This window comes from Candidatus Eisenbacteria bacterium (assembly GCA_018831195.1).
Classification (GTDB): domain Bacteria; phylum Eisenbacteria; class RBG-16-71-46; order CAIMUX01; family JAHJDP01; genus JAHJDP01.
Genome location: JAHJDP010000096.1, coordinates 26,602 through 47,182 on the forward strand (window position 1 = coordinate 26,602; position 20,581 = coordinate 47,182).

Genomic DNA, 20,581 nt, shown 5'->3' on the forward strand with positions numbered 1-20,581 from the left:
CATGAAATAAATTTGGATACGGCAAATGGGTACAAACGCATGGGATGGGGCTCGAAAAGTCTGCGCTGCGAAGAGCCGGAATCCCCCCTCTGTGGGGTCTACGCTTCAAGGGGTGGAGTTCTCGTGGGGTTTAGTTCATTAAGGAATCAATCTCGGCCTGATACCGCGCCGCTTCCTCCGGCTTTTCCCATGCCGTGTAGTGCCGGACCATCCGGTCGAGCGCGTCGGCTTTTCGGGCGGCCGCAATGGTTGAATCGAGGATTGGTTGGCGGCTGCGGGTAAAAAGTGAATCAGCCTCTTCATGGCGCCGCTGCGCCGCCAGGCAGCTGGCCAAGATGTTATCGGCGAGATAGGGGATCCAGCTTTTTTCAGGGAGTTTCGCGCGTAAGGAGTCTGCAATGTCGCGCAACATCGACTCGCACCCATCTCCTTCACCACGATCGATGGCATAGACGGCATGTTCCATCCGCGTGAAGATCGTGTTGATCGCATCATTCCCGAGAAGTATTTCATTCAATCGAACGGCCTCAGCCAACGCAGCTTCGCCTTCTTGTAGTTTCCCCTCGGCCTTTAATACCAGCGATAGATTTCCCATGAGCGATGCAATATGCAGGTGCTCATCCCCAAAATGTTCGCGCCAAATAACTTCAGCCCTCTTGTACATATCCTCCGAATCCTGGTATTTCCCTGCTTTAAAGAGGAATAATGCCAGGTTGTTAAGGCTTGCCGCAATGGAGACGTGCCCCTCTTCTCCATACAATTGAATCCGCCGGTCCAAGGCCTGTCGAAATACCGATTCGGCTTCGTCTCTCTTGTTCTGGCCGGAGAGGATGCTGCCCAAAATGTTAAGGAGCGCTGGGTAAGACTCGTGTTCTTCCCCCATGTGTTCACGCCACAGATCGATCGCCTCCCGGGCCGTTGCCTCCGCCTCTTCATACTTCTCCTGAGAACTAAGGAAATAGGCCAGATTAATAAGGTTTGTCGCCAAAGATGGATGGTTATCACCATGGTGCTTTCTTTGGATTTCCAGCGCGGCCCGCATCCGCTTTTCCGCCTGGCTGGGATGTCCCTGGCCCCCCAGAAAGATCGCATAGCTTTCGAGGAGCGGCACCATATCAAGGTGCTCCTTGCCGAGCAGTTTTTCCTGCATGGCAAGGGCCTCAAGATATAATTGTTCCGCCTCCTCGTATTTCCCGCGCCCATCCAAGACGCTGGCTAGAAAGCACAGATGAGTCGCGATCGTCGGATGTTCCTCGCCATAATGAGCGCGCTCGATTTCAAGGACCTGCCGCGCCAGGACCTCAGCGCTGTCTTCCTTCGACTGCGCCATGCGCAGCCTGGCCAGCCTGAAAAGGCTCATGGCGACATCGGGATGTGTTTCGCCGAGTATCTCCCGCTGGACGGCATAAGCCCCTTCAAGATGGGGGGCCGCTTCTTCGATGAATCCCAGTGCGAAATAAGTATCCCCAATGGTGCTTTGAACCGCGGCTCTTACTTCCGGTTGATCAGCCAAGCCCTCATCGATCGTCTTGGCCGCCTCATCGAGGACCTCTCGAACCGTGACATCTTTGCCCATGCCGGAGGGATTGACCGAACCCAACATATCCCGAAGGAAGGTATTGATCTGATCGGCCTTCTGAGCTTCCGCTTCCGCCCGCGCCCGCAGGACCCGCTGTTGGCCGAACAGTACCGACATTGTGATCCCAAAAACGATGGAGAGAATGAAGAGGGTGGCAGCGAATGCGAAGGGTCCCCGGTGACGAGAAACCAGCTTCCGGAATTGATAAACCGCGCTGGGGGGCGAAGCGAGGATCGGTTGATTTGCAAGATGTCGCTCGATATCGTCGACGAGGGCCGAGACCGACTGATACCGATCCGCCGGATTTTTCTCCAGCGCTTTGAGGGTGATAGTTTCGAGGTCACCGCGTAGCAATTTGAATGAACCGCTTGGCTTTGCCGGATCCTCTTCACAGATGACGCGAATCGCCTCATGGATCATCGCCTTGTGAACGTCGTAGGGCCGCTGCCCGGTGAGCATTTCGTAAAGGATCACGCCGAGCGAATAGACATCGCTCCTCAGATCAATCGCATCAGGATTCCCGCGGGCCTGCTCGGGGCTCATATAGGCCAGCGTCCCGCGGATCTTTCCCACTTCGGAGACCATGGTTGTCAAGCTGACATCCGCATCGGTCAGGCGGGCGAGGCCGAAGTCGAGGATCTTCACCTGCGCGTCACGCCGCGAGGCGCCCGCGTCTTCACCATCCGGCGGAATGACAAATATATTCGAGGGCTTCAGATCGCGGTGGATGACGCTGCGCTGATGCGCATAGGCTATCGCACGGCAGATCTGCAGGAAGAGCGCGAGGCGTTCGCGGATCTGATGGCGGGTGGGCGAATCTCCCAGGGGCCGCGATTGCAAATAGGCGTCGAGCGGGACGCCGGTGATCAGCTCCATCGCGAAGTAATGTTGTCCGTTTTCGGTTTGCCCGGCGTCGTGAATCGCGGCGATGTTCGGGTGCTTCAGGAGCGCCAGGGCCTGCGCCTCGCGCTGGAAGAGTTTCACATGGTGTTCATCGACCACCGCGCCGCCGCGGATCACCTTGAGCGCCACCCGGCGCCGGGGATTCTGCTGTTCGGCCTCATAGACCACGCCCATACCGCCGGCGCCGATTCTGCGGATGATGCGATAGCCGGCGATGACGCCGTTGGCACCATCCGAAGGCGAAATGCCGGATGGCGTGCTGCCGGATGGTGGCTGCGCGGAGCCGATGAAGAGCGATTCGGACTCGGGGAACTCGGATAGCGACGGGTCCCGCTCGGGATGCTCTGGGTTCGAAGGATTAATTTTGGGATCGTCCTCGGGATTCTGCGGCGGCCTTTCTATCGGCATCTAAAAGTCTCCTCTCCGCAAAGGAATATAGACCATTCAATTTTCGGGCGCCAGGCGCGTTTTGCCCACGAGAACTCACCGTTGGGAGGCGTAGGAGGATAGAAGTCCAGGTGGATCCCGCATGGATCACTGAGGCAGGGGAAGCAGGTTATGAAAGGAGCATGGGACATGGCGACTTTGAAATTGAAACAGAAAGCAGAGGGCGCCCGCGTCGCGGCGGCGCTGATGGCGTTCGCCATCTTTTTTACCCTGACTCTGTGCGCGGTGTCCGCTGTCTTGGCGGAGCCGACTTTCACAAGCTACCAGGGGGTTTTAGAAAAGGACGGGGCGGCGTATACGGGGACCGCCCAGATGAAGTTCGCCATCGTTGATCTCACGACAGGCGCCAGCCTTTGGTCGAATGATGGATCGAGTGTCGATGGCGGCGAGCCGGCCGCGGCGGTCAGCGTTTCCGTGGGCGACGGTGTCTTCACGGTCTTTTTGGGGATGTCGCCCATGGTCCCGCTCGTGCCCGCCAATCTGGCCGGATCGGATGAACCGGTCCTGCGCGTTTGGGTCGACACGGGGGATGGTTACGAGATGCTTACCGACCAGCCGATCGGCGGCGCCCTGTACAGCATGGCGACGACGGCGGGTTCCTACTGGAGTCTCAGCGGGAACGCCGGAACCACGCCGGGAACGAACTATCTGGGCACCTCCGACGAGACCCAGCTCAGCATCAAGGTCGGCGGGCGCAATATCCTCAGGCTGAAGCCGACCGGAGAAGACGAGGGTGTCCCGAATCCGGGAAATATCATCGGCGGCCGCTTTAACAATAATGTGACGGATGGTGTGATCGGCGCGACGATCGGCGGCGGTGGGAATGTCGACCAACCGAACCGGGTCACCGACAACTTCGGGACGGTCGGGGGCGGGTATGACAATACCGCGGGGGATGGAAATACCACCTATAACGATGCACAGAGCGCCACCGTTGGCGGCGGCGAGCACAATACAGCCGGGCATTCGCATGCCACCATCGGTGGAGGATATGGAAATGAAGTGACAGGTGTTTTAGGCGCCATCGGCGGCGGCTTTGTCAATAAAGCCGCTCATAATTCCACGGTCGGCGGGGGGTACTCCAATGAAGCCGATGGTAGTTATGCGACCGTTGGCGGTGGGTTGGGCAACAGGGCCGGCGGAACTTCGAGCACTGTTCCTGGTGGATACTATTGTCATGCTTTAGGCGATGGCGCTTTTGCCGCGGGCAACAAGGCGCGGGCACTTGCCGAGGGTTCCTTTGTTTGGGCGGACAAGTCCAATTCGAATGATTTTGATTCCTGGGGCGACAACTCTGTTCGTTTTCGAGCCTCCGGCGGCATCTTCATCGCCGATTCCAACGACGACAATAGAATCCGTCTGCTCCCTGAAACGGGGACGATCCGCACAGAATCTCTCGTGATCACTGCTGGGTTGGATCTTGCGGAACCGTTTGAGATGAGCGACGCAAAACTTCTACCTGAGGGCTCTGTGGTAGTCATCGACGAAAAGCATCCGGGTCAGTTGAAGCTGAGTGACCGGGCCTATGATCGCCGGGTCGCGGGAATCATCAGCGGCGCGGGCGGGATCAATCCCGGCCTGATGTTGGAACAGAAAGGCAAGGTCAATGGCGGCCAGCATGTCGCTCTAACCGGCAGGGCTTATGTGAAAGCGGATGCATCGCGTGGATCGATAAGACCCGGCGATCTCTTGACGACATCCGATATGCCCGGCCATGCGATGAAGGCGGCGGATACGGGAAAACGCACCGGCGCGGTCATCGGCAAAGCCATGAGTTCCCTCGATAGTGGAACCGGTCTGGTTTTGGTTCTTATCAGCCTGCAATAGCCGGATCTCTAATTGGAGGGAATCATGAAACGTAAAATTGGAAGGATAAGTTACAGGCTTGTCATTCCGACACTCTTGCTGGCATTGATACTTTGCCATCCCACCTCGGCATCGACATTGATCACACGCCATGTTTTCGGATTAGGCGGCGGCGCGGCGGTTTCTGCCAACTATGGCCTGATTGCAACGCTCAGCCAGGATGTCGCCGGCGAGGCGAGGCATCATGAGTTCTTTATTGGAAGTGGATTTTGGCATGGCGGCACACCAACGACTGATGTGGGCGATCCGGATATCCCTTTGCCAATTTGCTTTGCCCTATCACGAATCATGCCCAATCCCTTCACGCCATCGGCAACGATTCGTTACGATGTGCCGGCGCTGGGTGGATCCGTCAAAATCGATATCTTTAATGTGACCGGCAGGCGGATCAAGACACTTGTCGATGCTCAAAAAACACCAGGACAGCACAGCATTGTCTGGGATGGCAGGAACGATTGGGGCAAACCGGTCGGCGCAGGAGTCTATTTCGTTGCAATGAATGCGCCGGGTTACAGGAAAAGTCAGAGGCTTATCTGTATCCGATAGGTTTCGCTGCTCAAGACCGGGGAGGGTAGAACAATGACAACCAGACGGATAAATGAGGGATACAGAGTCATGATGGGAGGGATGCTTTTGGCCTGCTTCATGATAAGTCTCTGTATGGTGACCGTTCCGACCTTGGGCCAGGCTGTGACCATGCGTCCCAAGGATCCGGATCTTACAATCCATACTGCACTTTATGATGCGATCGAGATGGAAGCATCCGGTGACTTTTCAAGGTCGGAATTGAAAAATGTTATGCGCCGTAGATCTGTCTACCTTGATGATCTCGGACGGGTTCATGTAGAGATTATCGGACCGGAGGGCGGGCCAGCCATTACGGCCTCCGCTTTGACACCCTATGGCGCCGAACTTGAGAATGCCTGGCGCAATCGCGCCGACGCCTGGATTCCGCTCCCTCAGGTTGTCAATCTGGCGCGCCGTCTTGCACCAAACTATAGGTTGCAAAAGGCGATGTACGGTACGCCAACTTCGGTGATGGGGGAGGGGCCGGCGGAAACAAATTCCCAGTCATACCGTGACGGGGGTGCGGATGGCGCCGGTCTTACAATCGCCATCTTCGATGGTGGGTTTGACAACCTCACCGAAGCGATGAATAACGGTGACGCACCGCCTCCAGGCCAGGCGACCCGGATTAACCTCACCTCAACCGATTTTGAAGAGCCGGATGATGGGACGCACGGTACTGGTTGTGTTGAAGCAGCTTATGATCACTGCCCTGGTGCGACTTGGAGAATATATAAATACCATACCCTGGTGGACCTTGGGAATGCGGTAGACGACGCCATTGGCTATGGAGTCGATATAATTTCTCACTCAATCGCTTGGTACAATACAGGATGGGAAGATGATAGTGGGGATGCCTGCAATGAGGCAAGAAATGCGGCGGAAGCCGGAATATTCTTTTTCACCGCCGCTGGTAACTCTGCAACTGAGCATTGGCAAGGATTCTATAATGCCGGGCCTGATGCTCCCAATGTGCACGATTGGATCGATGGCGACGAAATGCTCAGCGTGACGGTTCCCGACGGTCAGACCGTCTCCTTTTTCTTGTCATGGGACCATACAAACGGGCAGGTCTATGACTACGATTTGTCACTATGGGGAAATGGCGGTTCCATGTTGCTGGACTACTCGAACTTTGGTGGGAATACCTTTGAGGAGGTGAGTTACGACAATTCCACGGGTTCGGATAGGGTTGTCGAATTGCGAATCGAACGGGAAAGCGGCGGATCGACGGAAATGGAAATCTTCATGAAAGGTTCTGCAACTTGGAATGAGCATATTATTGCAGCAGGATCAACCATATCGCCCACTAATTGCACTCACCCCAACGTCATTGTGGTCGGTGCTGTCCATCATGGATTATACGACTATCCAAACGGATTTAACACTATAATGAGTTATAGTAGTCAAGGCCCCAGCAACTCCGGTATGACATTGCCCGATATTTGCGGCCCGACACATACAATTGGTTTTACCTATGACGACCCCATTCAGGGATTCGGTGGCACAAGCTGCGCGACGCCGAATTGCGCGGGGGCCATGTGCGCTTTCTGGTCGGCTGACACGCAACTACTTCAGCGTGGCGTTTGGTGGCTCACGCTAAGACAAGCGGACCTCTGGCGGGATTGGGGGGTTGACGGAGAAGACAATGTTTATGGGTGGGGAGGTCTCTTTCTAACGGACTATGTGGAACACACGATTTGGGTTGCGCGGTCCTATGAAAACTATGCCGATGATCGTGGTTATCCATTTTATACGGTTCAGGCGGCACATGACGCGCAAGTGCCGGGCGGCCGGCTGTTGTTCTTCCCTGGGGGTACATATCCTGAACCGGCGACGCTGTCCACCAACATGAGATTGGAAACGATCGAGCATGACGCGACGCTGGGTCAGTAGCTATCCAGCCCTGTTTATAGCCTCCGCCAGCTGAATTCCCAGCCTGCATCCATCCCTTTGACCCCGGGGCAAAAACTCCTATACTCTGGATTCCGTACTGATCCGGGGTACCATTTTCTTTCCCCTATGACACGATTCAAAGAATCAATGGAGCCAGATATGTTCACTGAGCACAAAACCCGCACCGAACACGACCTGCTCGGTTCGAAAGAAATCCCATCCGCCGCCTACTATGGCATCCAAACCGCGCGGGCGATGGAGAATTTTCTCATCTCGGGTGTGCCGATCAGCCATTACTCCGACCTGATCCGCGCACTGGCCTTGGTCAAGCTGGCGGCGGCGCGCGCCAATCATGATTGCGGGCAGCTCCCAGACGAGATCTTCAAGGGAATCGAGGGCGCTTGTCAGGAAATCATCGAAGGAAAACTGCACGATGAATTTCTGGTCGACATGTTCCAGGGCGGGGCGGGGACCTCGACGAATATGAACGCCAATGAGGTCATCGCGAATCGGTCCCTGGAGCTGATGGGGCACGCCATGGGCGAGTATCGATTCTGCGATCCGCATGACCATGTGAACCTCTCGCAGTCGACCAACGATGTCTATCCGACAGCCCTTCATATCGCGATGGTCTTTATCAATGATCATCTTATATTGGAAATGGAACGGCTCGTCGCATCACTTCGCGCCAAGGGGCGGGAGTTCAGCCACATCATCAAGATGGGTAGAACGCAGCTTCAGGACGCGGTGCCGATGACGCTCGGGCAGGAGTTCGAAGCCTGGGCCGCGAGTCTCGACAACGAGGTGGACGCCCTAAAACAGGCGGAGGGCTGGCTTCTGGAAGTCAACATGGGAGGCACCGCGATCGGCACCGGGTTGAATGCCCCCAAAGGTTACGCAGCGAAATGTATAAAGCACCTGGCGGCGATCGCCGGCAAGACGTTCTATTTGGCAAAGGATCTTGTTGAAGCGACACAGGACACGCAGGCCTTCGTCCTTTATTCGGGCACACTGAAGAGCCTGGCGATCAAGCTCTCCAAAATCTGCAGCGACATCCGGCTTCTCTCTTCCGGACCGCGGGCGGGACTGAATGAGATCAATCTCCCGCGGAAACAGCCGGGCTCAACGATCATGCCGGGAAAGGTCAATCCGGTAATTCCGGAGGTGGTGAACCAGGTCTGTTATCGCGTTATCGGCAGCGATCTCACCGTGACGCTGGCGGCCGCGGCGGGCCAGCTCCAGCTCAACGTCATGGAACCGGTCATCGCGGAGTGTATTCTCAGCTCGCAGACAATGTTCATGAACTCCGCCCGCACCCTTCGTGAGCACTGCATCGACGGGATCACGGCCAACGAAGATATCTGCCGGGGGATGGTGGAGCGCAGCATCGGCCTTGTGACGGCGCTGAATCCTCTCCTCGGGTATGAGACCTCTACAAAACTGGCCAAGGAGGCCCTTGAGACCGGACGCGGAATTGTAGAACTCGTCAGAGAGAAGGGGCTTCTCACCGGGCAGCAGATCGAGGAAATTCTCGATCCGGCGAAGATGACGGGCGGGGGCGAATCGAACGCTTTATGACCTTGATTTCATGACAAAACCCTCCTTTTGTGCTATTATAATTGCGATTGCAGGAACCGTTGTTGTATCTGTTTTCGTACTAGTAGATAGCTCGTTGAGTCTAGTCCACCGTGAACATTGGATGCCAATGGGAGGGGTAGGTCATGAGACGGCTATCGGTAATGTATGTGTTTATCGGCCTTTACAGCGCCTGCACCCCCGGTTCGACCCGCGCCGACAGCATCGACTACGGAGAATATCTACATCGACTGGGCGCCGTGGATACGCCGGAGATCGCCAATGGTGTGGCGGCATCCGGTACCTATGCCTATGTGGCGGACGGCGCTTCCGGATTGCAGGTCGTCGATTTTACGGATCCGCTTCATCCGCAGATCGTGGGGTATACCGACACGCCGGGGGAGGCCTGGGGCGTTGTGATATCCGGCGCTTATGCTTATGTCGCGGATCTTTATATGGGTCTCCAAGTTGTTGAGATAACGGATCCCCTCAATCCCCAAATTGTGGGTTCCGCGGATACGCCCGGCGACTCCTACGGCGTGGCCGTCTCAGGGACCCATGCCTACGTCACCGACTGGAACTGCGGCCTGCAAGTGATCGACATCACGGATCCGGAAGATCCCCAAATCGTTGGATGCGTAAGCACACCGGCCGACGCGAATGACGTCGCCATTTTGGGTTCCCATGCTTACATCGCAGACTTTGGCTCCGGTCTACAGGTTGTTGACATTACCGATCCGGAGCATCCCCTGATCGTGGGTTGCGAGGACGCGCCGCTTGATGCCTATGGCGTGGCCATCTCAGGCGCCTATGCCTACATCGCGGATGTCTATTCGGGTCTCTATGTCATTGAGATCACCGATCCCGAGAATCCACAATGTGTGGCTCATCTCAGCATGCCGAGCTGGGTTTTTGGCGTGGCGGTCTCAGGCGACTATTTATACATTGCGGATCAATCTGCCGGACTGCAGGTCGTCAGTGTGGCGGATCCGGAGAATCCTCAAATTGTGGGTGGGGTGGATACGCCGGGGGATTCCTATGGTGTTTGCGTGTCCGGCAACCATGCTTTCATCGCAGACGGCGCCTTTGGTCTGCATGTGATCGACAGCACAAATCCCGAGAGCCCGCAGCCGATCGGCGCTGTTGATCTATCGGGCGATGGCTTGGATGTCGCGATTTCAGGAGAGTATGCCGCTATCGTGACCGGCTATGCCGGCTTCCAGGTGATCGATATCTCAAGCCCGCAGACGCCTCAAGTCATAGGCGCCGCGCCGATGCCGGGCGATGCCTATGGTGTGGCGGTTTCAGGTCCTTACGCCTATGTAGCGGAATGGGGGGAGGGTCTTCAGGTCATTGACATGAGCATTCCTGAAACGCCGCAGATTATCGGCAGCGAGAACATGCCGGATTTGGCCTATGCTGTCGCGCTTTCGGGCGCGTATGCGTTCGTCGCGGACCACTATGCGGGGCTGCAGATCATCGATATTGCCAATCCCCTGGATCCTCAATCGGTCGGCGGCGCCGACACACCGGGGGAGGCTTATGACGTGGTGGTTTGCGGTTCCATCGCTTACGTGGCGGATGGCAGCTGCGGTCTTCAAGTGATCGAGATAACGGACCCCTTGCATCCGCAGATAATCGGCGGCGCCGATACGCCGGGGGAGGCCCGCGGTGTGGCCCTCTACGGCGATTATGTTTGTATCGCCGACCGTGATTCGGGTCTCATCGTCATACAGGTTGCCGATCCGCAGAATCCCCAGATCGTGGGCGGCGTAAAAACCCCCGGTGACGCCAACGGTGTGGTGATCTCAGGCACCCATGCCTATGTCGCGGAATGGGGTTCCGGATTGTATGTGATCGACATCAGCGATCCCCAAAACCCCCGCATCACAGGCAGCGCCGGCTCGCCGGCCTACGGCTTCAGCGCGGCGGTTTCAGGCGAGAATGTCTACCTCGGAATCTACGGCGGATTTCAGATCCTGCCGGCGCAGGTCGAGCCTTCGGCGGTTGATGATTTTGAAGGGCTGGGTGGGCTTGATGGGCTTATGAACAAAATGCCCCTGCATTTCATCCCGAATCCGAGTTCCCAATCGACAGTGATTCGATTCAGCACGCACGGCCGCGGCAATGTACAGGTCGGTGTCTATGACGCCGCCGGCCGCAGAGTACGGGACCTGTATCGCGGCGCGCTCGGTGCGGGCTTCCACAATCTTACGTGGGACGGACACGATGACAGCGGGGGAGAAACGGCGGCGGGCGTCTACTTCGTGCGGGTTACGACGGCGGAAAGAAGTGTGACGGGTCGGCATACGAGAATAAGGTAGTAATTGCGGGAAGGGCAATGCGCATGGGGGTTACAGGAGAATGCGAAACGCATCAGCCCTTCCCAACATATTGAGGAAGATCAATCGTCGTAGATGAAAACCTTCCACTTGCCTAAACGGCAGGCGAAGGTTTTCACAAAATCCAACTTGACGGATTCTCCCGTCTTTTCATTGTGAGCATAAATCCGGATCCCATGGTAAAGATCGAAGTTTGTGTAGGGGGCGTGCCCACCCTCGCATGTCACGCGGTCGAGAATAAGTTTCACGCCCCGGTAATCCAGCCCTTCTGAGATCCCTGATTCCACCTTGCCGGCATGGAAGAACCAGGCCTCATCCGGTTTCCAATTGGTAATCGGCCGGCTCGCTGGAAACTCAGGCCAGAATAGGGTTCCGAATTCATACCGATCGATGGCCAGATCCCGAAGTCCATCACGGGAATCAACCTCCATCAGTTCAAGAATTCGACGGGCCAGCGCCACAGGGGATGTAGAACCGCCGTTGAATTCACGATCATGAACGGCCACTTCCCGCTTGCCGGTAATAACAGATTCCCATTCCGGATCATCTGTGCGCGGAGACATGCCGCGGGCTTTTGCTATGCCCATCGTTGCTTCGGGGACCTGATTGTCAAACCACTCATCACCATAGTCTGCCGGGTCCGGCAGGGGCTCGCGCATGTCGGCTTGTGCCGGCCAGCCGGCCAGGAATAGGACCGCAAGCGCCTGCAGCAAAGGACTGCAGCTAATCCGGGTTCTGAAGCGATTCCGAAATTGCATATTCTTTCCCCTCCTGATCCTTCTGTTTCAAACCCGTCAAGAACCGAGCGAGACCGATAAGGAAACGGCGCGCCCCATCTCGATGATGGTTGTGGGTTTATCCGCTCCATCAATGGGCTGCTTTTGCTCAAAGCGAATATCCTCGTCAAGGATGTTTTCAACCGCGAATTTAAATGTGTATCTGCCCAGCTGACGACGAATGGTGAAATCGACCAGATGGCGGGGCACTTCATAAATATCCGGTTCGTCCAATGCGCCCAAAGCATCGAGTCTTCTCCCAAAGGCATTGTAGATGAGAGCCGCACTCGTTTGACCCGTGCTTGAGACATAAGTGAGACCGAGGTTCACAACGGTGGGGGATTGGCCCTGCAGCGGCGGCTTGGATGTGTGCTGGATTCCAAGATCCCCGACATCGGTTTCGGATTTGACAAGCGTAAGGTTGCCGCTCAGCGCGAAATTTCTGAAGGATCCCGCCATATGCCCGAGCCCATACCGCGCTTCAATTTCGGCGCCATAGAGCTTTCCGACCTTGACATTCTGAGGCTGGATCAAGGGTTGAGCGCCGGGGACAATGGTTCTCTCGATTGGATCCTTGAGATGCTTGTAGAAGAGGCTGAAGGCGACCAGTTCGCTGAATCCGGGGAATGCTTCAAAGCGGGCGTCGTAGTTGTAGATTTGCGCCCGCTTCAAGTTGGTGTTGCCGGTCTGCGTGTAGCCGCCTTCGATATCCAGAATATTGAAGGGACTGATTTCGCGAAACTCCGGCCGATTGATCGTTTTGCTGGCGGCCAGGCGGAGATTTGTTTTCTTCGAAAGGGAATAAGTCAAGTTGATAGACGGCAGCCAATCGGTGTTTTTCAGCTCACTGCGATAGATGGGACCCACGGTGTCATCGTATGGATTATATGTTTCCACAACGACATCGGCATCCTCAACCCGGAATCCACCGACGATTCTTAGCTTGTGATGAAGGGGCATATCCACCATGGCGTATGCGGCGGTAATATCTTGGTGGCCGCGGTAGTTATCAGTGCCGGGAGAAGTGTTTTCGTTCAATCGGAAGTCGCTTGATGATCCCCCGACCCACTCATTCGACAGAAGAATTTCGGGCGGGAGCGCATAGAGCGAATCGCTGAGCACCGGCGAAACACGGGAGGGTTCTTTGTAATAGAAACGGCGCCAAGAAAAATCTCTATCCCTGTTTTCGTAGCTCACACCCATCTTGAATTTGGAATCGAGGCTGTCCCACTGGCGAAAGGGAATCGTCACCGTCAGCTCCGGAATTCTTTGATCTTCAACCATCGAGCCGAATTGCCGGGTCGGGCGCAGACTGTTATCTTTTGTCGATAAACGCCAGATATGGTAGGTTTCGATGATCTGTCCGTCGTCATTCGTGGTGTATTTCTCTTTGATCTCATAGTTGTATTCCCTTCGATCCGGTTCATCCAGAGTGGATCGGGAATAACTGAATTTTGTATCAACGGAGATGCCGCCGAGAGGGGCGATATTGTGATGTGAGGCGATCGAGTTGGTCAAGATTCCTCTCTGTACATAGCGGTAACGGACATTCAACCAATCATCCCCGGTGGTGTCGAAATTGGGACCCTGCAGATGCCTGACCTCATCTTCAGAGCTGCGATTCAACATGGTCCGCAGGGATATAGTGTTGTGGCTGTTGAGACGATAGCTGGCATTTCCAATCAAACCCCAGAGTGTCTTCGCCTGAGATCTTCTGGCGTCATAATTTCGCTGCGGTACCAGATATCCTAAATCGACGGCGTTTGAGATTTCCTTGCCTGTGCTTGAATTGAAACTCTGTGACAAGGAGATAGAACCGAGGAAACCCAAAGGTTGGCCAAAGAGCTGAACTTCATTCCCGAAGGATCCTTGAAAACTATACGGCGCGAACGCCTTTTTGTTTTTTGTCTTCCAAGTGTTCTTGAATGATTCGCCCAGCAACTCAAGGGTGTCGGCGGAAAAGACGCCGCGATCCCTGATAATTGTGTGAGGAGCGATTTCCTTCACCAGATCGGGCAAACCGCGGGTCCCATCATCAATACCGAGGAAATCATACCTTCCGCCGGCATAGGACATAAAGCTCTTACCGGTTGTCATATTGGCGTAGCCACTCGACGCCGAGACACTCCAGATCCTGTGGCCTGGAAAATCACGGATATTGATATTCACAATACCGCCGCCGAAATCGCCTGATTTGTCCGGCGTGTAAGTCTTCTGAACGACGATATTGTCGAGCAGGCCGGCGGCAAAGAGATCAAGTGGCACGACACGCTTGTTGGGTTCCGGCGTGCCGATAGTTGAACCGTCGACTTGCGTGGAGCTGTACCGCTCACCGAGACCACGGACATAAACATAGCGGCCGCTGACGAGCGTGAGACCAGTGACCCTTTGCAAAGCCTCGCCGGCGTTGGAATCACTTGTTTTAGCGATTTGCTCCGCGCTAACGCCGTCACTGACCGCCGGCGATTTTCTCTGTTGCTGAAGGATAGAAGCCTCGCTTGTTTCATCCTTGTAACTTCTAACCTTTACCGTCTCGATTTTAATGGCAGATGGAACCAGCGTGATCTCGGCCGTGATGGATTGCCCTTCCTTGATCTCGATGCCGATGACCTTCTTTGGGTGATATCCAATATAGCTCGCATGGATCATATACAGGCCTGGTGTCGTGGCGATCCGGTAGATACCATCATCCATGGCGAAGGTGCCGCCGGCCGCTGTTCCGATGGTGTCGGATTTGGAGTCGAGACGCTTCAAAATAATATTGGCGAAGGGGAGAGGATCACCCGTTTCAGAGCTGACGATTTTACCGATGATCTGAGTTGTTGAGTGATCTTGGGCAATGGCAGGATGTGTATGAAGGAGAGGAAAGATTGACAAAAGGATTATGGATGTCATCACCCATAACCTGTGCCCTGCAATCCATTCCAAGGCTTTCTGACTTTTCATAGTATGAAACCCCCATGTTTCAACTTTGATGACTCAATCGTACCGACTCCACAATCTTCGCGTCGTTTCACCGTTCGAACCGGCGCACGGGATCCGGTTCGAACGGCGTCGATCACGACGGCATAGAGTTCAAATTACCGAACGGCGATGAGACGGCCTGTCTTGGTCTCGCCACCACTCGTTAAGCTATAGAAATAAGTTCCGGCAGCGGCGTGACGCGGAAGATTCCAGGTCACGCTGTGCTGACCAGCGTTTAAGCTCTCGTTAATCAAAGAAGCAATCTGACGGCCCGCAGGGTCAAAAATACTCAACGCTGTATGGGAGGCCTTCTGCAGGCTAAAGGCGAAGCTCGCATTATTCGTGATGGGACTCGGAAAGGTATCGACCTTGAGCTGACTCGAGGCGACGATCTCATCGACATTCGAAGCATCCTGGCAATTAATCGCCGGACCCTGAGGATTGAAACCACGCGCACAGGTAGCGTCGTTGTCGATGTCCAGACCCTTGGAGCTCCAGCCCATAACAATGCTGTTGTAGATCTGAGCATCTGTACCGCGGCGAAGCTTGATACCGCTTCCAGCGTTCCCGTCATGGGTCGAGCGTACCAGTGTCAGGTTGGCGAGGATTGGGTTCGAACGACAGGGACGGTCATATCCGTCTTCGTTGTTGTCAGCCTCGATGCCACGCTCAGAAGACTCATCCGCCCATTGTTGAACAATCGCAAATTGGACGCCACCGCGCCAACCCATCTGCCAATCAATCCCGTCATCCCAGCCCCCGGCGGCAAAGATGTGTTTAACGTAGACACAACCGCCGAACCACTCGACAAGATCGTCACTGCCGCGGAATGCCTCAATGTAATCGACCTCAGTGCCGTAACCGACACCTGCAAAAACGATGCAGTTGAGCTCATTATTCGGCTCGATCTCTTCACCGGAGTATTCGACGCGCAAATACTTGATGACGCCGCTGTTGTCGCAGTCGTTGTCGCCGCAGTAGAAGACGTCCTCGAGCTGAGGAATGAATCCCTCGACGAGGCAGGAATCGCCGGCCCAGCAGTCGGCGCAGTTTGAGATAGCACGGCCGGTCACGACCAACCCGCCGATATCGCCGTTCTCCATGAGGCCGGGCTCAAAACCGCTCGTGATAATGATCGGCTCTTCCGCCGTCCCCTCGGCGAAGATCTGAGCGCCGCGCTTGATGACCAGCGTTCCGACGGAGAAGGGTACGCCGCGGATAACCGTTCCCGGAAGAATCGTAATGCTGGATCCGGGCTCAATCAGGACTTTGCCGTCCAGCCACCAAGCTTTGTCCGGACCGATGGTGACGGGGGTGTAGTAAGAACCGCGCAGGGTGTCGGGCGGGGCGGCGGAGAGATCTGTTCTATCGGCGCCGTCGTAATTGTAATAGGTCCAGCCTTCAGTCCAGTCACCGCCGTGAATGGGATCCAAGGATACGGGGGCCATCGCGCCGCGAAAACAGACAGGTTCTATCTGCATCCAGGGTGGGGTTCCCGCACATTCGATCTCGCATTCGCGCTGCCAGAGAATCGGTGAAGCAATGTCATCAAAGGCGCCGAGAGCGATACTTCCTGCGGGAGGCATAAAGTCGGGCAGGATGCCAGGGGTGTTATATGGATCATTGTAAGCGGCGCCGGTCAGCGGATTGATCACAGCTTCATCGTTGTACAAAAATGTGCTGATCAATGTCGCTGCGTCGAAAGTGGCGCAGCCGCCGACTTCGCCATTCACGGGCAGGTTGTCATAAAATATGCAGCCATCAAGTGTGTGCTGTGCGACGACCGGCGTGCCGGTCAAAATCACGACAGCGGACGCTGACAGTAGAAGCTTACTGACAAAAGAATGTCTCATGATGCTCCTCCTTGGATGAAGCGGAGTAGAGGTTGCAAAGCCCAAACCGGTTGCGGGCGCTGCCAGGTCATCAAGGCCTGGATCTCACTCATTCAGCGACCCAGGTCAAAATATAGAAAACGATGGATAGGATAAGATCAGGAGGATGTGAGGAAGTGATTAAGAAAGAGTTAGAATGGGAAGAATATTCTAAGAAAATACTAACGGGAACAATGCGGCCGATCATGAACGATGACGCGTTCCCCGACGCGGCATCCCGCATCCGCCGCCGCTACGGGGCACTTGGCCATGAATAGAAAGATTGTATGGGAGTGATCGCCACTGAGGGTTTCATAATTGCCCTGGCCCTTGGCGATCACCAAATCGCTTTGCGCGAAGCGGGCTTGGAATGAAGCCGAGCAAGATTCGAGAATGGTGCCCGGAGCATCACTGCCGTTGTCGATCACGGGAACCAGGGCGCTCAGCCCGGCGACTTCCGCATCGGTTCGTGTGGCGTCATTGATCACGGGAGCGCCGCGGACGACGAGGGTCATGCGCGCGCATGGCAACTGCTCGATCAGCAGTCGATCAAAGACAATCTCACCGGCGTTGTCGGCCAGATAGAGAATATCGCGTGCCGCAGCGGCGCGGCGGCGAAGTTTCTCGACGGCGGTTGTGTCGAGGGAGGTATGGAGCGCATCCTCCATGGCCTGGCGGATCTCATCCTGGGTCAGGTTGGTCAGGCAGCCGAAGTCGATAACATTACCGGCGATGGCGAGCGAGACGGCGGTGGCTAAAGGGTTCAATGAGCTGTTGACGCGCTTATGAAGATCGGGGTAGAGCGAGAGGGCCAGGTCATTGGAATCCTGCTTGATCTTGCGATAGGGATCCGGGTTACCAGTGGCCTCGCGCAGTAAACGGTGGATCTGCTGTCCCATCCAAGGAGGTGGTCGGTCAAAGGGCATATCGGCGGCCAACTGTAAAGTCGCGCGAAGAACCCGCTCATGAATCGCCGGATCGTCGGTGGCCATCCGGGATGCATCGAGCGCCTGCCGCAGGAAACAAGCCACGCATTCGAGGTAAGTACGCATCTGGACCCGCTTTATGGAATCTCTGGAGTTTCAGGTGGCCGCTGTCCGCATCACCATATTTATAGATAGCAAAATCAACGGCGCTACGATATACTATTTACACGATCAATCAACGACAGTGGATAGGAGACAGAGATGAAACAAACCATTCTTCTACTGGCAGGATTAGCTTTGACAGCGAACATAACCCCGAGTCCTGGTGATTGGAAGATGGATATCCATCAGGACGGGAATGTTGAGCGCATTTGCATATCATCAATGGATAGCCTCTCCTTTACCGAGGATCTCGCGCCGCTGATGACGATTGTTCCATCGGGAATTTTCACAATGGGTGATGGCGCCGCCTATTGTGGGACGAATCAACTCGAAGTCACCCTCACACGCGGATTTCAGCTGTGCCGTCATGAGGTAACGAACCAGGAGTTTCTTGAGGCGCTCCAGTGGGCCTATGACAACGGGTATGTCACGGTGACTTCTATGTCGGTGCAGGATAATCTGGATGGAAGTATTGAAATACTTCTGGATTTTGACAACGATTACGGAGAGATCTTGTTCGATGGCGCTGGAACCTTTTACCTGCGGGAAGCGCCGTCGGAGCTTGCTCAAAGCGCCTATCCCGAGGGGTACGATCCCACTTTTCATCCAGTCAAGGCGGTAAGTTGGTTTGGAGCGGCTCGATATTGTGATTGGTTAAGTCTTCAAATGGGGTTATCCCGGGCTTACGAGCACAGCGGTGATTGGTCGTGCAATGGAGGAGATCCCTACGCCGCAGAAGGCTACCGTCTGCCGACCGACGCAGAGTGGGAGTACGCGGCTCAGTGGAATGATGAGCGGGCGTATCCGTGGGGAATTGTAGAAACTAATTGCGGCCGGGCAAACTACGGACCCAGCAATCCAACGGATCTCTGTATCGGCTGGACTTCACCGGTCGGAAGTTATCCGGACGCCCCAATGGCGATGAACCTCGAGGACATGGCGGGGAATGTGTTTGAATGGTGTAACGATTGGTGGCTCTGCAACTTGGGCTCGTCCCCTGTAATTGACCCCATCGGGCAACCCACCGGGACCTACCGGGTGATGCGCGGTGGTTGTTGGTATAGCTCGGCGAGCAATCTGCGTTCTGCCGGACGTTTCTATAGCAACCCGTACGCTAGCTTTCACATTGTCGGTTTCAGGATCGCCAAAACCATAAACCCTTGACATCATGATCGATTTTCCGTGGGGAATGAAAAGCCGGATTGCAACCGATCCGGCTTTCATGATTATCTAGCCAAGTGGCAGTCAAGAAGAGGAGGAGGGGCGGTGATTCACACGGCAACTATGCGGGTCAAGGCAATCTTCGATCCAAACATGATTTCTATCCCGATCGCTCTCTGGGTGATCACTTTTATGATCGCGGGGCTGGCCTTCTCCGCAACTGCCGGTGGAGGCGAGACACTGGCCCAGGATGTCGAGCAGCTTCTCCGCGCCGCGGATAAAGATATCACTGCCGGCCAGCTGGCTCCTGCCGCAGAGAAGATCGCCGAGGCGGAGAAGAAGCTGGCGGAACTCAAAACCGCCGACCCGCGCCACCGTGCTGTTCGGCCTATGACCGCAAGGCTCGCCGCGGTTCAGAAGAGATATCAGGAAGCGCTGGCGGCAGGTCCGCCGGAAACCGAAGCCGCTGATGCCGCGGCGGCCGCCGGGGCCACCGCGCAGGCCGATGCCGAGCTTATGATCGCGCTCTATGATAAATACTATCCACAGCTCGATCTGATCCACGGCAATTCCCTTGTTTATGGGATCCAGGAGTCAGATGCCAAGAAGGCGCTCGCCGATGTCGAGGCGGCAGAGGCGCTCCTGCCGGAATTTGCAAGTGAGTTGGGCCGCCTGGCCGACACCTATGGAACCGAATCAATGGAGATCGGAAACAATCTCCATAGCAAGGGCGTGAAGATCTCCGGCGATCCGGGCGGCCGCTTGGCCTACCTGATCGAGGCCACCGGCAAGGTGCGCAAATCGCGTGAGGCGAGCGCTGTTTCGTGCGCCCAGAATGCCGAGACCCTGCTGGGAAACCACTCCGGCCCCATCACCGACGCGCGTTTGAAGCGTCTCGAGGATGTCAAAAAACTGCTCGTGGTCGGCCATGAGCTTGATCCCAATAATGATAAAGTGGGTACGATGCTGGCCGAAATCGACGATCAGATCAGTGGGGCATCGCTTCAGATGGAGGCGGAGATTAACGCAGCGGCATGGGCGGGGAATGTACAGAGCTTTCCCGGTCCCGGTGACACCGGCGCTCTGGCCAAAGAGGCCTTGAGCTTCTTCCGGGCGCATGATGGATGGGGCGGTCGCAAAGACAAAAAGATCGAGGTGCTCGATGTCTGCGTACGCGGCCCTTGGCAAGTGGCCGAGCGTGATATCTTCGGCCGGGTGATCAGCTGGCGCCTGCCGATTCACGTGGCCGTGACCGATCCCGATTTGCGGCCCCGCAACATCGCCCGTGTCTATGAGCTCTCGATCCTCGCGTTGGAAGGATCACCGGACCATGCGCCTCAAAAGCCGCCCTTCGGCGGTTATTGGGTGGGAAACAGCTGGATGATGCGGCTTGATAATTTTTAGGTTGTGCTTCGAAGATTGCATTTGGCGTGTTTCCTGCTCACCTAGCAGGGTATGTCGAAATGTCGAACCTATTTCAAGCCGCCGCACTGTCCCAATCCGCATTGCCGGTATCACAAGAAACCGGAGGGGTGGAGCTATAAAA

12 protein-coding genes are annotated in these 20,581 nt (G+C 55.7%); 7 read left to right on the plus strand and 5 right to left on the minus strand.

Going from position 1 to position 20,581, the window contains the following annotated elements; all coding sequences use genetic code 11:
- Window positions 1–130: 130 nt before the first annotated feature.
- Window positions 131–2,890, minus strand: a complete 2,760-nt coding sequence (locus KJ970_16855) for a serine/threonine-protein kinase (protein ID MBU2692586.1) — start codon at window positions 2,888–2,890, stop codon at window positions 131–133.
- A gap of 168 nt (window positions 2,891–3,058) precedes the next feature.
- Here KJ970_16855 and KJ970_16860 point away from each other — a divergent pair, with 168 nt between their 5' ends.
- The 5 genes from KJ970_16860 to KJ970_16880 all read left to right on the plus strand — a co-directional run bounded on the left by KJ970_16860 (window position 3,059) and on the right by KJ970_16880 (window position 11,157).
- Window positions 3,059–4,756: a hypothetical protein gene (locus KJ970_16860; protein MBU2692587.1), complete on the plus strand. Its 1,698-nt coding sequence runs from the start codon at window positions 3,059–3,061 to the stop codon at window positions 4,754–4,756.
- A gap of 24 nt (window positions 4,757–4,780) precedes the next feature.
- A complete protein-coding gene (locus KJ970_16865) occupies window positions 4,781–5,341 on the plus strand; it encodes a T9SS type A sorting domain-containing protein (GenBank protein MBU2692588.1) in 561 nt (186 codons plus the stop codon).
- Between the two features lie 33 nt (window positions 5,342–5,374).
- A complete protein-coding gene (locus KJ970_16870; protein MBU2692589.1) occupies window positions 5,375–7,258 on the plus strand; it encodes a S8 family serine peptidase in 1,884 nt (627 codons plus the stop codon).
- 159 nt (window positions 7,259–7,417) lie between these two features.
- Window positions 7,418–8,836, plus strand: coding sequence for an aspartate ammonia-lyase (locus KJ970_16875; protein MBU2692590.1), 1,419 nt, complete (start codon window positions 7,418–7,420; stop codon window positions 8,834–8,836).
- Window positions 8,837–8,979: 143 nt separating this feature from the next.
- Complete coding sequence (locus KJ970_16880; protein ID MBU2692591.1) at window positions 8,980–11,157, plus strand: T9SS type A sorting domain-containing protein; 2,178 nt, start codon at window positions 8,980–8,982, stop codon at window positions 11,155–11,157.
- An 80-nt stretch (window positions 11,158–11,237) separates the two neighbouring features.
- On the opposite strand, the gene KJ970_16885 is transcribed toward KJ970_16880, so the two are convergent.
- The 4 genes from KJ970_16885 to KJ970_16900 form a co-directional block, all read right to left on the minus strand.
- Entirely contained in the window at window positions 11,238–11,933 is a 696-nt protein-coding gene (locus KJ970_16885) for a hypothetical protein (GenBank protein ID MBU2692592.1), read from the minus strand.
- 36 nt (window positions 11,934–11,969) lie between these two features.
- Window positions 11,970–14,897, minus strand: coding sequence for a TonB-dependent receptor (locus KJ970_16890; GenBank protein MBU2692593.1), 2,928 nt, complete (start codon window positions 14,895–14,897; stop codon window positions 11,970–11,972).
- Window positions 14,898–15,031: 134 nt separating this feature from the next.
- Window positions 15,032–16,768: a T9SS type A sorting domain-containing protein gene (locus tag KJ970_16895; protein ID MBU2692594.1), complete on the minus strand. Its 1,737-nt coding sequence runs from the start codon at window positions 16,766–16,768 to the stop codon at window positions 15,032–15,034.
- 200 nt (window positions 16,769–16,968) lie between these two features.
- Window positions 16,969–17,838, minus strand: coding sequence for a DUF89 family protein (locus tag KJ970_16900; protein MBU2692595.1), 870 nt, complete (start codon window positions 17,836–17,838; stop codon window positions 16,969–16,971).
- A 135-nt stretch (window positions 17,839–17,973) separates the two neighbouring features.
- Between KJ970_16900 and KJ970_16905 the strand changes: the two genes are divergently transcribed.
- Both KJ970_16905 and KJ970_16910 read left to right on the plus strand, forming a co-directional pair.
- The gene (locus KJ970_16905; protein MBU2692596.1) at window positions 17,974–19,038 is read left to right on the plus strand and encodes a formylglycine-generating enzyme family protein; all 1,065 of its coding nucleotides are present in this window, start codon (window positions 17,974–17,976) and stop codon (window positions 19,036–19,038) included.
- 102 nt (window positions 19,039–19,140) lie between these two features.
- Window positions 19,141–20,439, plus strand: a complete 1,299-nt coding sequence (locus tag KJ970_16910) for a hypothetical protein (GenBank protein ID MBU2692597.1) — start codon at window positions 19,141–19,143, stop codon at window positions 20,437–20,439.
- Window positions 20,440–20,581 lie beyond the last annotated feature (142 nt).